Below are 16,635 nucleotides of genomic sequence, written 5' to 3' on the forward strand. Positions count from 1 at the left end.
GCCCGGCCCGGCCCGGCCCGGCCCGGCCCCGGCTAACCCGCCGCGAGCGCCTGCCGCAGCGCTTCCTCACTGGGCGCCCCGTCGAGCTGGCCGTCTGGACCTCGATACAGCCGGCACGACACAGTCGGCTCCGCCCCGCCCGGGGGGAACGGGTCGACACCATCAATCAGCACCGTCGGCGATCCGGTCATGCGCCACTGTGCGGCCTCTTCCTCGTCCCGTACCTCGACCAGCTCCACGTCGGCCGCTCGTCCGCCCAGCGCTGCCGAGATCCGCTCGAGGACGAGCGGGGAGTTCGGGCAGGCCGCAGCCGCCAGCACCGTGATCCGCATCTCGTCCTCGCTCCGCCCAGGTCGCCTCCTTCCACACGGCGACGGCCTGTTCGTCGCGTTCAGCGACCCGCCGGGCGGGGACCTGAGGACTGAAGCCCAGACGGCGCATCAACCGGGTGGTACCGGAGACGCTGTAGGTGATGTGGAACTTCCGGCCGATCAGCGTGGCCACCCTCGAGGCGGTCCACACCTGGTCCTCCACCCATCCATGAGCGGCCGGCCCCTCCTCCAGATACGCGGCCAGCTTCTCCAGACAAACAGTTCCGCCGCCTGCATCCGCACAGACTCCCGACGCCGGCGCCCCGTCGGAGTCAGCCCGCCCCGTCGAGGACCGCGACGTCCGGGCGCAGCGCGGGCCCGTGTGCGAGCGCCTGCTCCGCAGTGCCCGCCTCGCCGACGATGTTGATGTCCGCCTCTGCTTCGAGGAGGTCGCGCAGACCCCACCGGACCACCTCGTGGTAGTCGAGGAGGAACACCTTGATCGGCACCTGGGAGAGGGCACCTGGTACGTCGGACATGTTCGCCGCCTGATCCGGACTGCGCTGCGCATGCTTCCACCCGCCTTGTCTCAGCACAGCGGCAGTGCGCATCAATGAACCGGCCCCCCGAGACTTCGGTCCTGGCCGCGGCGGCCGCGCAACTATGCGGTCGCCGAGACCGCGCCGTCGAGTTCCATCCGCACGTCCACGACCCCCTCGACGGCGCTGATGGCGCGAGCGAGGAGGGGCACCAGGGCCCGGTCACGCAGCGGTCCTCGGAGGGTGACGACCCCGTCCTGCACGGAGAAGTCCAGGGGGACACCCGGTGCGAGCTCGGCCAGTACGGCCTGGCGGATCTCCTCCTCCAGTTCCTCGTCGGGGCGCAGGAAGACCTTCAGCAGGTCGCTGCGGCTCACGACGCCTTCCAGCATGCCGACCCCGTCGACCACCGGCAGGCGCTTGACGTGCTTCCGGGCCATGATGCGGGCCGCTTCGGCGATGCAGCTCCTCGGCGAGCACACCTCCGGCCTTGGAGGCTTCCTCCAGCTGTTCCGGCAGGACGGGCAGCTCGCGGCGGAACTCCTCCTTCGGCAGCAGGTCGGCCTCGGAGACGACTTCCACGACGCGGCCCTCGCCTTCCAGGACGGGGACCGCGCTCACCTTCCATTCGTGCATCAGCTCGACGATTTCCCTGTACGAAGCCTCACGGCCTATGGCGATGGCCGTGTGCGTCATGACGTCACTGACGGTGTAGCGCGATGCGGGCATGGCCGACTCCTTCGCCGTTGTCCTGAGGTACTACCGCTGCCTGCCGTTGCTGTCCGGTCGAATGCTTCCATCCGAGCACTCCCGCTCGCGCCGTCCCAGGGCCTGTGGGGCCATGTCGGAGGTCCGGTCGGCCCCCTGGGGCCGACGGCGGGAGTGCCAGCTCGGGCGGCGGTCACGCTCTGCGCCGGTCGAGCGACCTGAGGGGCGCGAGGTGACGGATGAACCAGGTCAATGCCGCGCCGGCCACGGCGTCGAGCGCTCCGGGTTCCTCGAAGAGGTGTGTGGCGCCGGCGACCACGGCGACCTGGGCCTCGCATTGAAGGCGTGCGACGGCCCGGCGGTTCAGGTCCAAGACCTGGGGGTCCGCTCCGCCGACGATCAGAAGGGTCGGAGCGCGCACTGCCTCGAGCCGGCTCAGGGCCAGGTCCGGGCGTCCGCCCCGGGAGACGATCGCCGCGATGTCCGACCGGGGCTCGGCCGTGGCCACGAGCGCGGCCGCCGCGCCCGTGCTCGCACCGAAGTAGCAGACGTGCAAGGGAAGCCGCTGCCGGAGCCAGCGCGTGGCCTGCGTCAGGCGGAGCGCCAGGAGGGAACGTCGAAGACCTTCGACCGGTCCTGCGCCTCGGCCGGGGCGAGGAGGTCGAAGAGCAGCGTCGCGAGTCCCGCGTCGTTGAGCACCTCGGCCACCCGGCGGTTGCGGGGGCTCAGGCGGCTGCTACCGCTGCCGTGCGCGAAGACGACGATGCCCGCCGCGTCCCCGGGAACGGTCAACAACCCGGGCAGGGCCGTGCCACCGGCGTCCACCACCACGTCGCCCGTCTCCGTCGGGACCATAGGAGTCTGGGCCTGTTCCGCCGGATGCGCGTCGGTGCGCGGAGCAGCGGCGAGCAGCGCCGAGACCTCCTCGTCGCCGACCTGTGCGAAGTCCTCGTACCGCTGGCCCACGGCGGAGAAGTGCGGCGGAGCCGACAGGCACACCACGGTGTCGGCCTCCTGCCGAAGTCGCTCCAGTGCCTGCGGCGCTGCGACGGGAACGGCCAGGACGACCTGTGCGGCCCCCTGCCGACGCGCCACCTCGCAGGCGACGGACGCGGTCGATCCGGTGGCGATCCCGTCGTCCACGATCACCACGGTTCGTCCGGTGAGGGGTGTCCGTTCCCGTCCCTGGCGGTAGCGTGCCAGCCGCCGCCGCAGTTCCCCCCGCTGCTCCTCCTCGACCCGCGCGCAGTCCCGCTCCCCGAGGTGGGCCGCCCGCACCGTCGCCTGGCTGATGAGCCGTACGCCGTCCTCCCCGAGGGCGCCGAAGGCCACCTCGGGCTGGAAGGGCACCCCGAGTTTGCGGACCACGATCACGTCCAGCGGCGCCCCCAGGGCGCGAGCCACCTCTGCGGCCACAGGCACCCCGCCACGCGGCAGACCGAGTACCACCGGCTGGGCCAGGGCGAGCCGGGCGACGTCATTCGCCAGTAGTTTGCCGGCGGCAGTTCGATCCGGGAACAACATGAGCGGCCTCCTCTCGCAGCCGGAACCCGTCGGCGGGTCTCCGTGCTCCTGGGACGAGCGAGGAGCCCGGGCCGGCCCCCCCATGGGCGCCGGGCGAGCGCGGAGCGCGCCCCTGACTCCACCGTCGGGCGAGGGAGTACGGTACGCACCCCGAAGAGCCCGTCACCTGTGCGGATCTCCGAGGCGGTGGCCGACGTGGTCCGGGGGGGCCGATGGGGGCAAAGTGGGGACCCGGCCGGCTCCTTCGACGGGAACGTCCGGTGCCTACGCTGGTGGTGGTCTGCGAGGCGAGCGCGGGAGTCACCCCTGACGGAGCCGGGCAGAGCGGCTGGCCCGACCGCCGACTGAAGAGCCCATCACGGCGCCGCCACGGTCGACGGCCCCGCGCCTGGCGCCCGGGTGAGGGATCTCGCCCCGCAGGCCCGAAAGGCGCCGGTCGTGGCGTCTTCGCCAGCCGTCAAAAGGCGCTGGGGGATGGCTTTGGAGGAGCCATGACGCCGACATTCGTACTGGGCCGGATAGCGGGAGTCCGGGTGGGCGTGCACTGGAGCACCTGGCCGTCTTCGCGCTCATCGCGCTGGGGCTCGCGGAGGGCCGGCTGCCCGAGGTGTCCCCGGGGCGCGCCTCGTGGGCCTACTGGCTCGTGGGGTTGCTGGCGGCTGCCCTCTTCTTCGCGTCCCTGCTCGCCCCGCCGCGTGGCTGGCCGACAGTACGGCGGGGCGCGGATTGGCAAGCGAAGGCCTGGTCTGGCTCGCGGTGATCAACCTTCTTCTGGCGCTGTTCAACCCCGTGCCGGCCGCTCCACTGGACGGAGGTCGGCTGCTGCGGGCCTTCCTCTGGTGGAGGACCGGGGACCGCGCTCGGGCCACGGCCGGTGCGGCCGCGTCGGGGCGCGGTTTCGGCTGGTTCCTCCTGCTGGCCGGGCTGCTGTTGTTCGCGCGCGGCGACGTGGTCGGCGGACTGTGGCTCGTCATGATCGCCTGGTTCCTGATCGCCGCCGCGATCACGGAAGGCCGGCAGGCCCAGCTGCGGGCCATGCTGACGGGTGTGACGGTCTGGCGTGCCATGACGCCCTCCCCGGTCACGGTTCCGGCCAGTACGACCATCGCGGATGTCCTGGCGGATCCCCGCTACCGCTACCGCCACTCGGCTTTCCCTGTCATCGGCGATGACGGGGACACGCCGGCGGGCCTGCTCACGCTCGCCGCGGCAGGCCGGATCCCCGAGGCGCAGCGCGGGGTGACGAGGGTTCGGGAGGTCATGGTCCCGCGGTCGGAGGTCGTCGTGGCCGGCCCTGACGACCAGCTCGTCGACGTGCTGCCGCAGATGTTCTCCGGTGGGGCCCGGCGGGCCCTCGTCATCGACGGCAGCGGCAGCCTGGTCGGCATCGTCGCGCCCTCTGACATCAGCCGCACGGTCTCCTGGCTGATGACTGCCCCCACCGGCAAGCATCATCGCGGCGACGCTTGATGACTTCGCAGTATCGACCGGACCGCGCTCGCGCCACCGAGCACCGAAGCGGAGAATTGGAGCGACGGACCGGTACGTGACGCGAACGTGATCGAAGCCGTTCGCGGAAGCAGGAGGCCGGGTTCGCAGCGCAGGCCGCAGGCCCGGACCCCGGGAAAAGTCAACAAGTGCCCCCATGCGCGAGGAGAAGGCCGTGGCGACCGCACGAGAAATCATGCACAAGGGCGCGTCCTGCGTGCAGGAAGACGAGACACTCATGGACGCCGCGCGCCGCATGAGCGAGCTGGGGGTGGGTTCACTCCCGATCTGCGGACCGGACGACCGGCTCCACGGGATCATCACCGACCGCGACATCGTCGTGAAGTGCCTGGCGAAGGGCAAGGATCCCCACCACATGACGGCGGGAATGCTCGCCCAGGGCAAGCCGTACACGGTCATGGCGGATGCGGACACCGGACAGGTGCTGCAGATCATGCAGGAGCACCGCATCCGACGACTGCCCGTCATCGAAGACCACCGGCTGGTCGGCATGATCAGCGAAGCCGACCTGGCCCGGCACCTTACGGAAGAGCAGGTCGGTCATTTCGTCGAGACCATCTGCGCCACGACCTGACGGCCGTCGGCGCGACACGCCACAGAGTACGCGCGGGAGCCCGGCGGTGCGGCAGGCCGAGCGCGCCGGGTCTACGAGACGGACGGCACCGCGCTTCCGTAGCCCCCGCCGCCAGGCGTCCACAGGACGAACACGTCCCCTGGCCCCACGGTCATCGAGTCGCAGCCCGACATCGGGACGACGGTGCCGTCGGCCCGTTCGACGTGGTGCAGGCCGAGCGCTCCGGACCGGCCACCTGCCATTCCGTAGGGAGGTACTCTCCGGTGGCCCGAGAGGACGCTGACCGTCATCGGCTCGCGGAAGCGAATCCGGCGTACGACTCCGTCGCCGCCGTGCCAGCGGCCCGCCCCGCCGCTGCCCGCGCGTACGGCGAACTCCTCCACCAGGACCGGCAGGCGCAGCTCCAGAACCTCGGGGTCGGTGAGGCGAGAGTTCGTCATGTGGGTCTGCACGGCCGAGGCCCCATGGAAGCCGGGTCCGGCCCCGGCCCCGGAGGCGACCGTCTCGTAGTACTGGTGGCGGTCGTTGCCGAAGGTGACGTTGTTCATGGTGCCGCTGCCCTCCGCCTGAGCACCCAGGGCCGCGTACAGGGCTCCCGTGACGGCCTGGGACGTCTCGACGTTCCCGGCGACGATGGCGGCGGGCGGCGTCGGGGCGAGCATCGAGCCTGGCGGGGCGATGATACGCAGCGGCCGCAGGCAGCCGTCGTTGAGGGGGATGTCCCGGTCGATGAGGGTGCGGAAGACGTAGAGCACGGCGGCGGTGACGACGGAGGTGGGGGCGTTGAAGTTGGAGTCGAGCTGGGCCGAGGTGCCGGTGAAGTCGATGGTCGCGCCGCGCTGTTCGCGGTCGACGGTGACGCGGACGGCGATCACGGCACCGGAGTCGGTCTCGTACTGGTACTCCCCGTCGGCGAGGTGGTCGAGGGCCAGGCGTACGGCTTCCTCCGCGTTGTCCTGGACGTGGCGCATGTACGCCTGGACCACGTCGAGTCCGAAGTGGCGGATCATCCGGTCGACCTCCTCGACGCCCTTGGCGTTGGCGGCGATCTGGGCGCGCAGGTCGGCGAGGTTGGTCGCGGGGTCGCGGGACGGGTGGCGGGCACCGGTGAGCAGTGCCAGGGTCTCCGTCTCGCGCAGGCGGCCGTCCTGGACGAGCATCCAATTGTCGAAGAGCACGCCCTCCTCTTCGATGCGGTGGCTGTCGGCGGGCATGGAGCCGGGGGTGAGGCCCCCGATCTCCGCGTGATGGCCACGGGATGCGACGTAGAAGAGGATGCGGTGCTCGTGGGCCGTGCCCTTCTGCCCGAACACCGGGCTGATCACGGTGACATCGGGCAGGTGGGTGCCGCCGTGGTAGGGGTCGTTGACCGCGTACGCGTCACCAGGGTGCATGGTGCCCGCCCTGCGGCGGACGATCTCGCGCACGGCGGTCCCCATGGAACCCAGGTGGACGGGGATGTGGGGGGCGTTGGCGACCAGGTTGCCCTCGGGGTCGAAGAGGGCGCACGAGAAGTCGAGCCGTTCCTTGATGTTGACGGACTGGGAGGTGGCGGCCAGACGGGCACCCATCTGCTCGGCGACGGAGACGAACTGGCTGTTGAAGATCTCCAGCATGACCGGGTCCACCTGGGTGTCGACGTCCGCGGCGCCGGGGTCGCCGATCCGTTCCAGGCGCAGGTGTCCCAGGTCCGTGACGGTGGCCTCCCAGCCGGGGTCGACCACGGTGGTGGCGTCCTGCTCGGTGATCACGGCGGGTCCGCGCACGACGGAACCGGGCGCCAGTCGGTCGCGTTCCCGCAGCGGAACCGCCTGCCAGGCCCCGTCGGCGTACAGTCGCGTGGTGGGAGCCCGCGTCGTGTCGCCGTACGGGGCTTGGGCGGCTGTCAGATGCCCGAGGTCGGGTTGCGGAGTCACCCCGCGGGCCTCGACGGAGAGGGCGTCCACCACCACGGGACGGTCCAGCAGGAACGAATAGAGGGCGCGGTGTCGTTCGGCGAACTCGACTGCCATCGCGTCCGCTCCGCCCAGCGGAACCTTCACGGGGGTGTCGGTGCCGTCGTAGCGGAGCCGGGCGGTGCACGTGACGCGGACGCGCTCATCGGGGACGTCCTCGTCGCGCAGCACGGCACGAGCAGCTGCCTCGAGTTTGCCCGCCAGGGCCTCGATCTGAGCCATGTTCCTCTCGCTCAGGGTGAGTTCGACCGAGTGCTCGCGTACGGTCGCCACGTCGGCCAGGCCGATACCGAGCGCGGACAGGACGCCGGCCAGGGGCGGTACGAGCACCGTGCGGATGCCGAGGGAGTCGGCGACGGCGCAGGCGTGCTGACCGCCGGCTCCGCCGAACGTCGTCAGGGCGTACCGCCTGATGTCGTGGCCGCGCTGGACGGAGATCCGTTTGACGGCGGCGGCCACGTTGGCGACGGCGACCTGGAGGAAGCCATCGGCCACCTCCTCCGGGGTCCGGCGGTCGCCGATGGCCTCCTGGATCCGGGTGGCGAGGGCGGCGAACTGCTGCCGCACCACGGCTTCGTCGAGGGGCTGGTCGGCGCCGGGCCCGAAAACGCGGGGGAAGTGGGCGGGTGAGATGCGCCCGAGCATCACGTTGGCGTCGGTCACCGTCAGCGGGCCGCCCGCTCGGTAGCAGGCCGGGCCCGGTGCCGCTCCTGCAGAGTCGGGGCCGACACGGTAGCGGCCGGAGTCGAAGCGCAGGACCGAGCCGCCGCCGGCGGCGACGGTGTGGATGTCCAGCATCGGGGCCTGCAGGCGGACCCCGGCGACCTGGGCCACCGACACGCGCTCGAACTCCCCGGCGAAATGGGACACGTCGGTCGAGGTGCCACCCATGTCGAAGCCTACGACGTGGTTGTGGCCGGCCTGCTGGGACAGCCGGGCCATACCGACGATGCCCCCGGCCGGACCGGACAGGACGGCGTCCTTGCCCCGGAAGTGTTCGGCGGCGGCCAGACCGCCGTTGGACTGCATGAACATCAGTCGGACACCCGGGAGTTCGGTCGTGACGCGGCGTACGTACCGGTTGAGCACCGGCGAGAGGTACGCGTCGACGACGGCCGTGTCGCCGCGCGGGACGAGCCGGGTGAGGGGCCCGACGGCGGAGGACAGGGAGACCTGGGTGAAGCCGATGCGCTCGGCGAGCTCCCCGATCGCGCGCTCGTGCTCGGGATACAGGGCGCTGTGCAGGCAGACCACGGAGGCGGCACGGAAGCCGTCGTCGTACGCGAGCCGCAGATCGGCGGCGAGGGCGTCGAGGCCGGGGGCGCGCAACACCTCACACTCGGCGGTGACGCGCTCGTCCACCTCGACGACGCGCTCATACAGGACCTCGGGCAGGACGATCTCGCGGGCGAACAGGTCGGGGCGGTTCTGGTAGCCGATGCGCAGGGCGTCCCGGAAGCCGCGGGTGATCACCAGGAGGGTGCGCTCGCCGGTGCGCTCCAGGAGGGCATTGGTCGCCACGGTGGTGCCCATGCGTACGCTGTGCACCGCGTCGGCGGGTACCGCTTCGCCCGGGGCGAGGCCGAGGACGGTCCGGATACCCTCGATGGCCGCGTCGCGGTAGCGGGCGGGGTTCTCCGAGAGGAGCTTGAGGCTCTGCAGCCGCCCGTCCGGCATCCGGGCCACGACGTCCGTGAAGGTGCCGCCCCGGTCGATCCAGAACTGCAGGCCCTTGCGCATGCTGGAGGGCATGGCCGCGTGCTCCTTCCCCTGCTCGGCCCCCGCCGTCTCCAGCATGGCCGCCGGCGCCCGGGATCGCCGGGCGCCGCGCCCGGGTGACCGGGCGTCCGGACGGTCCCATACTGGACGGGCGGGAGACCCGAGGCCGGGAGGTGGCCCGCGTGATCCCCATGACGCTGGGTGTGTGCCGCGAGACCGCGCCGGGTGACCGCCGCGTGGCGCTCGTACCGGGCGACGTTCTCACCGCCGAGGCACTCGGCCTCAGGGTGCTGGTGGAGGCCGGCGCGGGTGACGGGGTCGGGCTGCCGGACCTTGCCTACCGTGCTGCCGGTGCCGACGTGGTCGCACGCACGGAGGTGACGCAAGCGGACGTCGTCGTGGGCCTCCGGCCGCCCGTTCCCCCGCCCGGGGCGAGGTTCCGGCAGGGGCAGGTGCTGGTCGCCCTCGTGGATCCCTTCAGGGCTCCGTTCCAGGTCCGCTGGTGGGCCGACGCGGGCCTCAGCGTGATCGGCCTCGACCTCGTACCGGAAGGGTCGGACGAGGCCCGCGCCCTCGACGCCGCCGCGTCCTTGGAGCGGCTGGCGGGTTACAAGGCCGCCCTGCTCGCGGCCGAGCTCCTCGACCGACCGGTACCCGGCGCTTGGGGCCCCGGCTCGCCCGTGGCCGCCGCCGGCGCCCTGGTCATCGGCTGGGGTCCGGCCGCCGGTGAGGCGGCCCGGACCCTGCGCGGCTGCGGGGCTGACGTACACACCGACGACGGTCGGCCGGGCGGGGGTTCCCCCGGGCTCGAAGGCATGGACATCGTCGTCACGGCGGTCCGAGCCCGCCTCCAGGGGCGGCCGCCGACGCTGGTGACGGCGCGGGCCCTCGCCGGGATGCGACCCGGTTCCGTGGTGGTCGACCTGGCGGTCGGCCCGGAGGGGGGCAACGTCGCGGGCGCCCGCGCGGGGACCGTGTCGACCGCCGGGCGGGGCGTGGTCGTAGCCGGCGTGGGCCGGCTCGCCGAGCAACTGCCCCGGGCGGCCTCCGACGCGTTCTCGCAGCACGTCCTCGCCTTGCTGGAGCGGATCGTGACCGACAGCACGCTGTGGATCGACCCGGAGGACCCCGTCCTGTCCACTGTGCTCGTCACCCACCAGAGCCTCGTGCACCGTCAGGACGTCCGGCGTGCGGTCCTGGGGCAGACGGCGGTGGCCGGCCTGCCCTGAACCCCGCACCGCGCGACGGTCTGACGGCGGGAGGTGTCCCGGGTCCGGGTGCGATGGCAGGGGACGGATCACCGGTGTCCTCGCCGCCGTAGTGCTCCGATCCGGGCCACAGCGGCGGCCCGGGACGCGCACTCCTCGAAGCACCGGCCGAGCACCGCGGCGTCGGCGGCGTCGGACAGGACGCCCGGAGCCTCGTCGCCCGTCATCAGAAGGCGCTCGAGGTCTCGCTGGCGAGTGGCGATGTCCGAGAGGTCCCGGTCCATGACGGTCGGTGGTGCGGTCGACCGCACGACGTCGTGGGCCAGGGCGACCAGCCGTAGGGCCGCCCCGCCGAGGTCCCGGACGGGGACCAGCGCCTCCTCGGCCAGTGGCAGGCCGGAGCTTCGAAGCTGCGCGACCTCGCCGGCCTGCTCGAGCAGAACGCCGATCCGTCCCACGTCCTCGGACACGTAGAGGGCGGTGAGCACGCAGGCGCTGTCCGTCTCGTGCGGGGGGATGCCGAGCGCGGCCGTGGCGAGCCCGTCAGACCCGTCGCGCAGGCCGCGCAGCGTCCTGCCGAAGTCCGCCATCGTGTGCTCCAGGCCCTCAACGGTCGACGAACTGAGCACCCGCAGGGTGAGGTCGAGCGCGGAGTGCACATGCCGCAGCAGGCGCGCCGCGCGTTCGACGTCCAGATCGGCCCGAGTACGGACCGTGTCGTCACCCACCTAGATCTCCTCGTCCGGGCGTCGGCCCTCCGGACGGAACGCACGCTGGGCCGAGGTCCGGCGTGCAGCCCCAAGTCTCCGATGCCACGCATTCTGACCCCTCCGTGGGCGCTTCGTGCTCAGGCGAGGCGGGGCCAACGAAAAAGACGGCCGCGCACACGCGTCGGCGGAAAGAGCCTGCACGCTTCTCGCGGATCCTGATCGTGCGATGCACGGGCCCCCACCGCTCCTCCGCAACCTCTCTCCGACTCTTTCCGTCAATTCCATGACACCACCGCCCGGGCGGGGCCGCCAGGTCCGGTCAGGCGCCCGACCAGCCCTTTCGAACGCGCCCGGGAGCCGTCCCACACGGAGCCGTGCCCAGTGGATCACCCAGAGACCACACCAGCCTGAGGCTGCTCGGCGGCTGCCGGCCGCGCCACCTGGGACCGGATTCCTGCCTCGGACTTGCTCCGGTCCGGGTATGCCGCGGGCGCTGCGATCCAGTCCACCGCTCCGACGACGGCCCCTTCCTCCAGGAGGTGGCCGCCCAGGTGACCGCCCAGGTCGGCGGCGCGATCCCCCGCTCGCTGCGGCCGACGCCCTGTTCGGCCCAGCAGCAGTCCGGCCGTGGCCCCCGCCGCTGTCCTGCGGCTCTGGGGGCCGGTGCCGAGTCTCGGCACATCCCCGGCCCCGGCCGTGCGGAACACGTCAGCCGAGTGGACGGCCGGTTCGGAGGGTTGCTCCCCGTACGTGCCGAGGTGTGCGGAGTTTGACAGAACTCCGCAGGCATGGAAGGCGGTTGCCAAGGCTCTTAGAAGAACCCGAGCTTCCTCGGTGAGTAGCTGACCAGCAGGTTCTTGGCCCACTGGTAGTGGTCCAGCATCATCTTGTGTGTCTCTCGGCCGATGCCTGACTGCTTCACTCTCCAAAAGCGGCGTGTGCGGAGTTTGATGAAACTCCGTAAGCGTGAAATGTGGTTGACCAGGCATGATGACGGAATCCGAGTGGCTTGATCGCTGGCTGCAACGGGCGCCGGTCCTTTCAATGGAGACCCTGGATCGCCGGTGCTGTTCGCAGTGATGGCGCACGAGCTGTTCGGGGCCGACTGGGTGCCGGAATGGATGCTGAACCACTGGCTCCAGCTGGCCCTCATCACCCCGGTGATGTTCTACACGGGCAGGCCGATCCACGTGACCGGCTGGCTCACCCTGCGCCACCGCGCCGCCGACATGAACTCCCTGATCACCCTCGGGACGAGCGCCGCCTACGCATACAGCCTGCTCGTCACCCTCGCCCCCGGCCTGCTGCCCGAGAACGTGCGCGAGGTCTACTACGAGGCCGTAGGCGTGATCCTCACCCTGATCCTGCTCGGCCGGCTCCTGGAAGCCCGCGCGAAGGCCGGCACCGGCGAGGCCATCCGCGCCCTGCTCGGCCTGCAGGCCCGTACCGCCCGCGTGGTGCGGGACGGTGCCGAGAGCGAGGTCCCCGTCGAGGACGTCGTCGTCGGGGACGAGATCGTCATTCGTCCCGGGGAGAAGATCCCCGTCGACTCCGAGGTCCTGACCGGATCCTCAGCCGTCGACGAGTCGATGGTGACCGGCGAGCCGATGCCGGCCACCAAACGGGCTGGCGACACCGTCATCGGCGCCACCATCAACACCACCGGATCCCTGCGGGTACGGGCTGCCAAGGTCGGCGCGGACACGATGCTCGCCCAGATCGTCCGCCTCGTACAGGCGGCGCAGGCGTCCAAGGCCCCCATCCAGCGGCTCGCCGACGCCGTGTCCGCCTACTTCGTGCCCGCCGTCATCGCCATCGCGATCGGCACGTTCGCCGTCTGGTTCACGGTCGGTCCCGCTCCGGCCTTCACCCTGGCGCTGGTGTCGGCGGTGGCCGTACTGATCACCGCCTGCCCGTGCGCGCTGGGCCTGGCCACGCCGCTGTCCGTGATGGTCGGCACTGGCAAGGGCGCCAGGGCGGGGATCCTCATCCGCTCCGCCGAGGCCCTGGAGACCGCGCACAAGCTCGACACGGTCGTCTTGGACAAAGACCGGCACCGTCACCTCGGGGAAGCCCGTACTCACCGACGTCCACCCCGCAGAAGGCTTCGACCCGGACTTGCTGCTGAGCCTGGTGGCGTCGGTCGAGGAGGCCAGCGAGCACCCACTCGGCCAGGCCGTCGTCGGAGGCGCCCGTGAGCGCGGGCTGTCCTGGTCGGCCGCGACCGGCTTCGACTCGATCACCGGCAAGGGCGTCACGGCCACCGTCGACGGCCGCGCAGTCCTGGTCGGCACCGGCCGCCTGCTGCAGGGGGCCGGTATCGACACCGGCGCCCTCGACCCGTATGCCGCCCGTCTGTCGGAGGAGGGCAAGACCCCCGTGCTCGCCGGAATCGACGGCCACTCCGCCGGTGTCCTCGCCGTCGCCGACACTGTCAAAGACGACTCCGCGACCGCCATCGCCGCCCTGCAACGCCTCGGCATCGAGGTCGTTATGCTCACCGGCGACATCGCCCGCACCGCCGCTGCCATCGCCTCCCAGGCAGGTATCCCCCGGGTACTCGCCGAGGTCTTGCCCGAACGCAAGGCCGACGAGATCCGCCGCCTCCAAGGCGAAGGACGCACCGTCGGCATGGTCGGCGACGGCATCAACGACGCCCCCGCCCTCGCCGCGGCCGACGTGGGCCTCGCGATCGGCACCGGCACCGACGTCGCCATCGAGGCCGCCGACATCACCCTCATCTCCGGCTCCCTCACCGGAGTCGTCACCGCCATCCGCCTGTCGCGCGCGACCATGCGCAACATCCGGCAGAACCTGTTCTTCGCCCTCATCTACAACGCCATCGGCGTCCCCCTCGCCGCTGGCGCCCTGTACCCCCTGTGGGGCGTCCGTCTCAGCCCCATCATCGCGGCCGCTGCCATGGCCCTGAGCTCGCTTTCCGTCGTCACCAACGCCTCGCGCCTGCGCCGCTGGCACCCTGCCCCGCTCCCGCCCGCCGAGCCGGCCCGCGTCCAGCCCCGTGTCGAGACAGCCGCCGCCCGGCCATCGCACCCACAGCCGGAAGGTGCCCCCTACAGCCAGGAGGTCGTGGACCCCGTGTGCGGTATGCACGTGGATCCCGACGGCGCTGCGGAACGCCGGCAGGCCGGCACAGCCACCTACTACTTCTGCTCAGCGCACTGCGCGGCCGCCTTCGACGCCGACCGAGCCGCTATACCGCCCTTCCGAGAGGCTGAGGCGTATGCGGACGCGGCCGACGGAGCGGTCGCGAGCGGGATGCTGCTGCCATGCGGGGCGAAGAGATCCAGCAGCCGGGTGCGGGCGGAGTCCAGCCGTCGGCGATGACGGCCGCCACTGCGACCGAGACGGACCGGCCGATGGCCGAGTCCTGCGCGCACAGCTCCCGTACCACCGCCGCGTCGAACTCCAGGGCGCGGACCTCGCTCGCGGCGACGGCTCCGAGGCGCCATGTGTACGGTCGCATCATCCAGGACCATCCTCCGAGCTCGCCCGTCTGGCCGCCTTCCGCCGCCGCGAGCTCCTCCTCGCCCTCGGCTGCACGCTCGACGTCCTCGCCCCGGGCATCCTGTACGGCGTCCTGGTCGCGGTGGCCCTCTCCGTGGCGGAAGGCGCTCGATGGAATGGAATCGGTCGTTGCAGGCATCCGAGCGCAACCCCACCCTTCAGGTCGGCATATCGATACGTTGGCCCGCAGCCGGGACAGCACCCCGGCGATCGGAGGGGAAGCACGTGGGTGCGGGGGATCCCTTGACGCGGGTGCCGCGCATGCGGCTGACGAGTTGCTGGACCGAGAGCCTTCTGTCCGGCAGTTCGCGCCCGGCAGTGCTGGAACTCAGGTGAGGTGGATGGTGCAGGGGCACGGGATCCGGCGCCTGCCCGTCATCGACGACCACCGCCTGTCGGGCGTGATTGAGTCCGCCTACAGTCTGCGGCGCCGCTCCGCCGGTCGGGATGGGCCGACCGGCCCTCATCGGAGCCCGACCGGCCCATGCCGGAAGCGCCCGGAGGGGCGACTGTGGGCACGAGCGGGCATTTGGGTAACGGGACCGTATGGCAAGGGACGGACACCTGTGATGCAGCGGTACGTGTACGACTTCACGGAGGACGGCCCGGACACGGCCGCATTGCTGGGCGACAAGGGCGCCAGTCTGGCCGAGATGACCTGCATGGGGCTCCCGGTGCCCCCCGGTTTCACTGTCACCACCGAGGCGTGTCGCGTCTTCCTCACGACGGGTGAGCCGCCCGTGGAACTGGCCGGCCAGATGGTGGATCACTTGGCGGCGTTGGAGCAGAACGTCGGCAAGCGCCTCGGGCAGGTGAACGATCCCTTGCTGCTCTCCGTCCGCGCGGGAGCCGGATCCTTGATGCCCGGCGTGATGGAGACGGTCCTTGACGTGGGCCTCAACGACCTCTCCGTCCTCGGTCTGGGCGTCGCACCAGGGAACGAGCGGTTCGCATGGGACTCCTACCGGCGCCTGGTGCAGATGTTCGGCAGAACGGTCATGGGAGTCGACGGCTCGCTCTTCGAGGAAGTCCTTCTCCATATCGAACGACAACACGCAGTGGCCGACGACGGTCGGCTCGACGTGGTGGACCTCATCAGACTTGTGGAGACGTTCAAGGACCTGATAGAGGAAGGGACCGGTGAAGCGTTCCCGCAGGATCCGGCCGAACAGCTCCGGCGGGCGGTCTTGGCTGCTTTCGCGTCGTGGAACGGAGAGCGTGCGCGACTGCACCGCCGCCGTCACCTCCTTGACCCCGGCATCGCGGTCAGCGTCCAGAGCATGGTCTTCGGCAATCTCGGCCCCGACTCCGGCAGTGGCGTCGCCTCCACGCGGGACCCGGCCACCGGCAGGTCGGGCCTGTACGGGAGCTATCTGCCCAACGCCCAAGGCGAGGACGTGGTGGCCGGGATGCGTGACACCGTGCCGCTCGGGCGACTCGCGGAGGTCGCCCCCGGGGCCTACGCACGGTTGCGTGACTGCATGGAGCGACTGGAGGACCGGTACAACGACCGGTGCGACATCGAGTTCACCGTCGAACGCGGAACGCTGTGGATGCTGCAAGCCCATGTCGGCAAGCGCCCGCCTCAAGGCGTCTCGGCACCGCTGACCGGTCGGTCGGCGGAGGCAAGTGCCCCGGCGGCGGAAGGGCGACCGTCGTAGCCGGCCGGTGTCGGCGACGGCGCACGCCACCGAGGCACCCCCGCGCACCCCGCGGGGCAACCTGCCGCGCTGTTGCCGACGATCCCGGCGGGCCTGGCAACGTGCGATGTGACGACATTGCCGTGGACCTGCGGATGCTCACCTCGCGCCGCCTTGACCTGGCGGCCGACCGCACGAGGGCGATCAACCGGCTGCGGGCCCAGATACTGGAGTACTTCCCCGCCCTGGAACGGGCCTTCGACTACAGCACCTCGAAGGCGGCCCTGGTGCTACTCACCGGCTACCGGACCCCGGCCGCCCTGCGAAGGATCGGCAAGAACCGTCTCGCGGTCTGGCTGAAGAACCGCAAGGTCCGCAACTCCAACGTCGTCGCAGCAACCGCCCTCGAGGCCGCCGAGGCCCAGCACACCGCCGTGCCCGGGGAGAAGCTGGCCGCCGCCATGGCGGCCAGGCTCGCGAGGGAGGTGATGGCCCTCGATGAGGAGATCGCCGAGACCGACCTGCTGATCGAGGGCCGGTTTCGCCACCACCCGCACGCGGCGGTCATCCTGAGCATGCCCGGCATCGGCCCCGCCACGTTCGGTTGAGATGCGGCTCCTCAGCTTGACGTTTAACGTTGCTGGGCTTGGTGTTCCTTGATCGACTCGGCACGTTTGACTGTCTTGCCGACGTTGTGGTGCCTGGCCCGGTGC

General features: G+C 71.4%; 8 protein-coding genes and 7 pseudogenes. 8 read left to right on the forward strand and 7 right to left on the reverse strand.

Annotated features, from left to right (window positions below; all coding sequences use genetic code 11):
• Positions 1 to 32: 32 nt before the first annotated feature.
• From AB0I68_RS37595 to AB0I68_RS37615, 5 genes and pseudogenes are all read right to left on the reverse strand, one after another.
• Positions 33 to 332 carry a hypothetical protein gene (locus tag AB0I68_RS37595; RefSeq protein WP_363181936.1) on the reverse strand — a complete coding sequence of 100 codons (300 nt, stop codon included), beginning with the start codon at positions 330 to 332 and terminating at the stop codon, positions 33 to 35.
• A gap of 13 nt (positions 333 to 345) precedes the next feature.
• Positions 346 to 614, reverse strand: a pseudogene (locus AB0I68_RS37600) (winged helix-turn-helix domain-containing protein); the annotation flags it as partial.
• A 41-nt stretch (positions 615 to 655) separates the two neighbouring features.
• A pseudogene (locus tag AB0I68_RS37605) lies at positions 656 to 850 on the reverse strand (DNA-binding response regulator); the annotation flags it as partial.
• Positions 851 to 972: 122 nt separating this feature from the next.
• Positions 973 to 1,579 (reverse strand): annotated as a pseudogene (locus AB0I68_RS37610) (CBS domain-containing protein).
• Positions 1,580 to 1,751: 172 nt separating this feature from the next.
• Positions 1,752 to 3,082 (reverse strand): annotated as a pseudogene (locus AB0I68_RS37615) (phosphoribosyltransferase family protein).
• Between the two features lie 726 nt (positions 3,083 to 3,808).
• Here AB0I68_RS37615 and AB0I68_RS37620 point away from each other — a divergent pair.
• Together AB0I68_RS37620 and AB0I68_RS37625 are read left to right on the forward strand one after the other, a co-directional pair.
• On the forward strand, positions 3,809 to 4,552 hold the full coding sequence (locus AB0I68_RS37620; RefSeq protein ID WP_363181927.1) for a CBS domain-containing protein: 744 nt from the start codon (positions 3,809 to 3,811) through the stop codon (positions 4,550 to 4,552).
• 193 nt (positions 4,553 to 4,745) lie between these two features.
• Positions 4,746 to 5,165, forward strand: coding sequence for a CBS domain-containing protein (locus tag AB0I68_RS37625; protein ID WP_363181930.1), 420 nt, complete (start codon positions 4,746 to 4,748; stop codon positions 5,163 to 5,165).
• A 71-nt stretch (positions 5,166 to 5,236) separates the two neighbouring features.
• Here AB0I68_RS37625 and AB0I68_RS37630 read toward each other — a convergent pair whose 3' ends face one another.
• Positions 5,237 to 8,872 (reverse strand): hydantoinase B/oxoprolinase family protein, encoded by a 3,636-nt coding sequence (locus AB0I68_RS37630; RefSeq protein ID WP_363181928.1) that lies wholly within the window; start codon positions 8,870 to 8,872, stop codon positions 5,237 to 5,239.
• A 158-nt stretch (positions 8,873 to 9,030) separates the two neighbouring features.
• On the opposite strand from AB0I68_RS37630, the gene AB0I68_RS37635 reads away from it, so the two are divergent.
• Positions 9,031 to 10,068 carry a hypothetical protein gene (locus AB0I68_RS37635; RefSeq protein WP_363181932.1) on the forward strand — a complete coding sequence of 346 codons (1,038 nt, stop codon included), beginning with the start codon at positions 9,031 to 9,033 and terminating at the stop codon, positions 10,066 to 10,068.
• 68 nt (positions 10,069 to 10,136) lie between these two features.
• Here AB0I68_RS37635 and AB0I68_RS37640 read toward each other — a convergent pair whose 3' ends face one another.
• A complete protein-coding gene (locus tag AB0I68_RS37640; RefSeq protein WP_363181929.1) occupies positions 10,137 to 10,775 on the reverse strand; it encodes a hypothetical protein in 639 nt (212 codons plus the stop codon).
• A gap of 1,211 nt (positions 10,776 to 11,986) precedes the next feature.
• Here AB0I68_RS37640 and AB0I68_RS37645 point away from each other — a divergent pair.
• The 5 genes and pseudogenes from AB0I68_RS37645 to AB0I68_RS37665 all read left to right on the forward strand — a co-directional run.
• Complete coding sequence (locus tag AB0I68_RS37645; protein ID WP_363181933.1) at positions 11,987 to 12,955, forward strand: HAD-IC family P-type ATPase; 969 nt, start codon at positions 11,987 to 11,989, stop codon at positions 12,953 to 12,955.
• Positions 12,864 to 13,568: pseudogene (locus AB0I68_RS37650) on the forward strand (HAD-IC family P-type ATPase); the annotation flags it as partial. The gene AB0I68_RS37645 and the pseudogene AB0I68_RS37650, both read left to right, overlap by 92 nt.
• Positions 13,569 to 13,862: 294 nt before the next feature.
• Entirely contained in the window at positions 13,863 to 14,102 is a 240-nt protein-coding gene (locus tag AB0I68_RS37655) for a hypothetical protein (protein WP_363181935.1), read from the forward strand.
• A gap of 749 nt (positions 14,103 to 14,851) precedes the next feature.
• Positions 14,852 to 15,862: pseudogene (locus AB0I68_RS37660) on the forward strand (PEP/pyruvate-binding domain-containing protein); the annotation flags it as partial.
• 191 nt (positions 15,863 to 16,053) lie between these two features.
• Positions 16,054 to 16,512, forward strand: a pseudogene (locus AB0I68_RS37665) (IS110 family transposase); the annotation flags it as partial.
• Positions 16,513 to 16,635 lie beyond the last annotated feature (123 nt).

The sequence above is a fragment of the Streptomyces sp. NPDC050448 genome, from assembly GCF_040655295.1.
In the GTDB taxonomy this organism is placed as follows: Bacteria; Actinomycetota; Actinomycetes; order Streptomycetales; family Streptomycetaceae; genus Streptomyces.

Coding starts and splice junctions, on each gene's coding strand:
- AB0I68_RS37595 (WP_363181936.1), bottom strand. CDS start 332: ATGCGGATCACGGTGCTGGCGGCTGCGGCCTGCCCGAACTCCCCGCTC.
- AB0I68_RS37630 (WP_363181928.1), bottom strand. CDS start 8,872: ATGCCCTCCAGCATGCGCAAGGGCCTGCAGTTCTGGATCGACCGGGGC.
- AB0I68_RS37635 (WP_363181932.1), top strand. CDS start 9,031: ATGACGCTGGGTGTGTGCCGCGAGACCGCGCCGGGTGACCGCCGCGTG.
- AB0I68_RS37645 (WP_363181933.1), top strand. CDS start 11,987: ATGAACTCCCTGATCACCCTCGGGACGAGCGCCGCCTACGCATACAGC.
- AB0I68_RS37655 (WP_363181935.1), top strand. CDS start 13,863: ATGCACGTGGATCCCGACGGCGCTGCGGAACGCCGGCAGGCCGGCACA.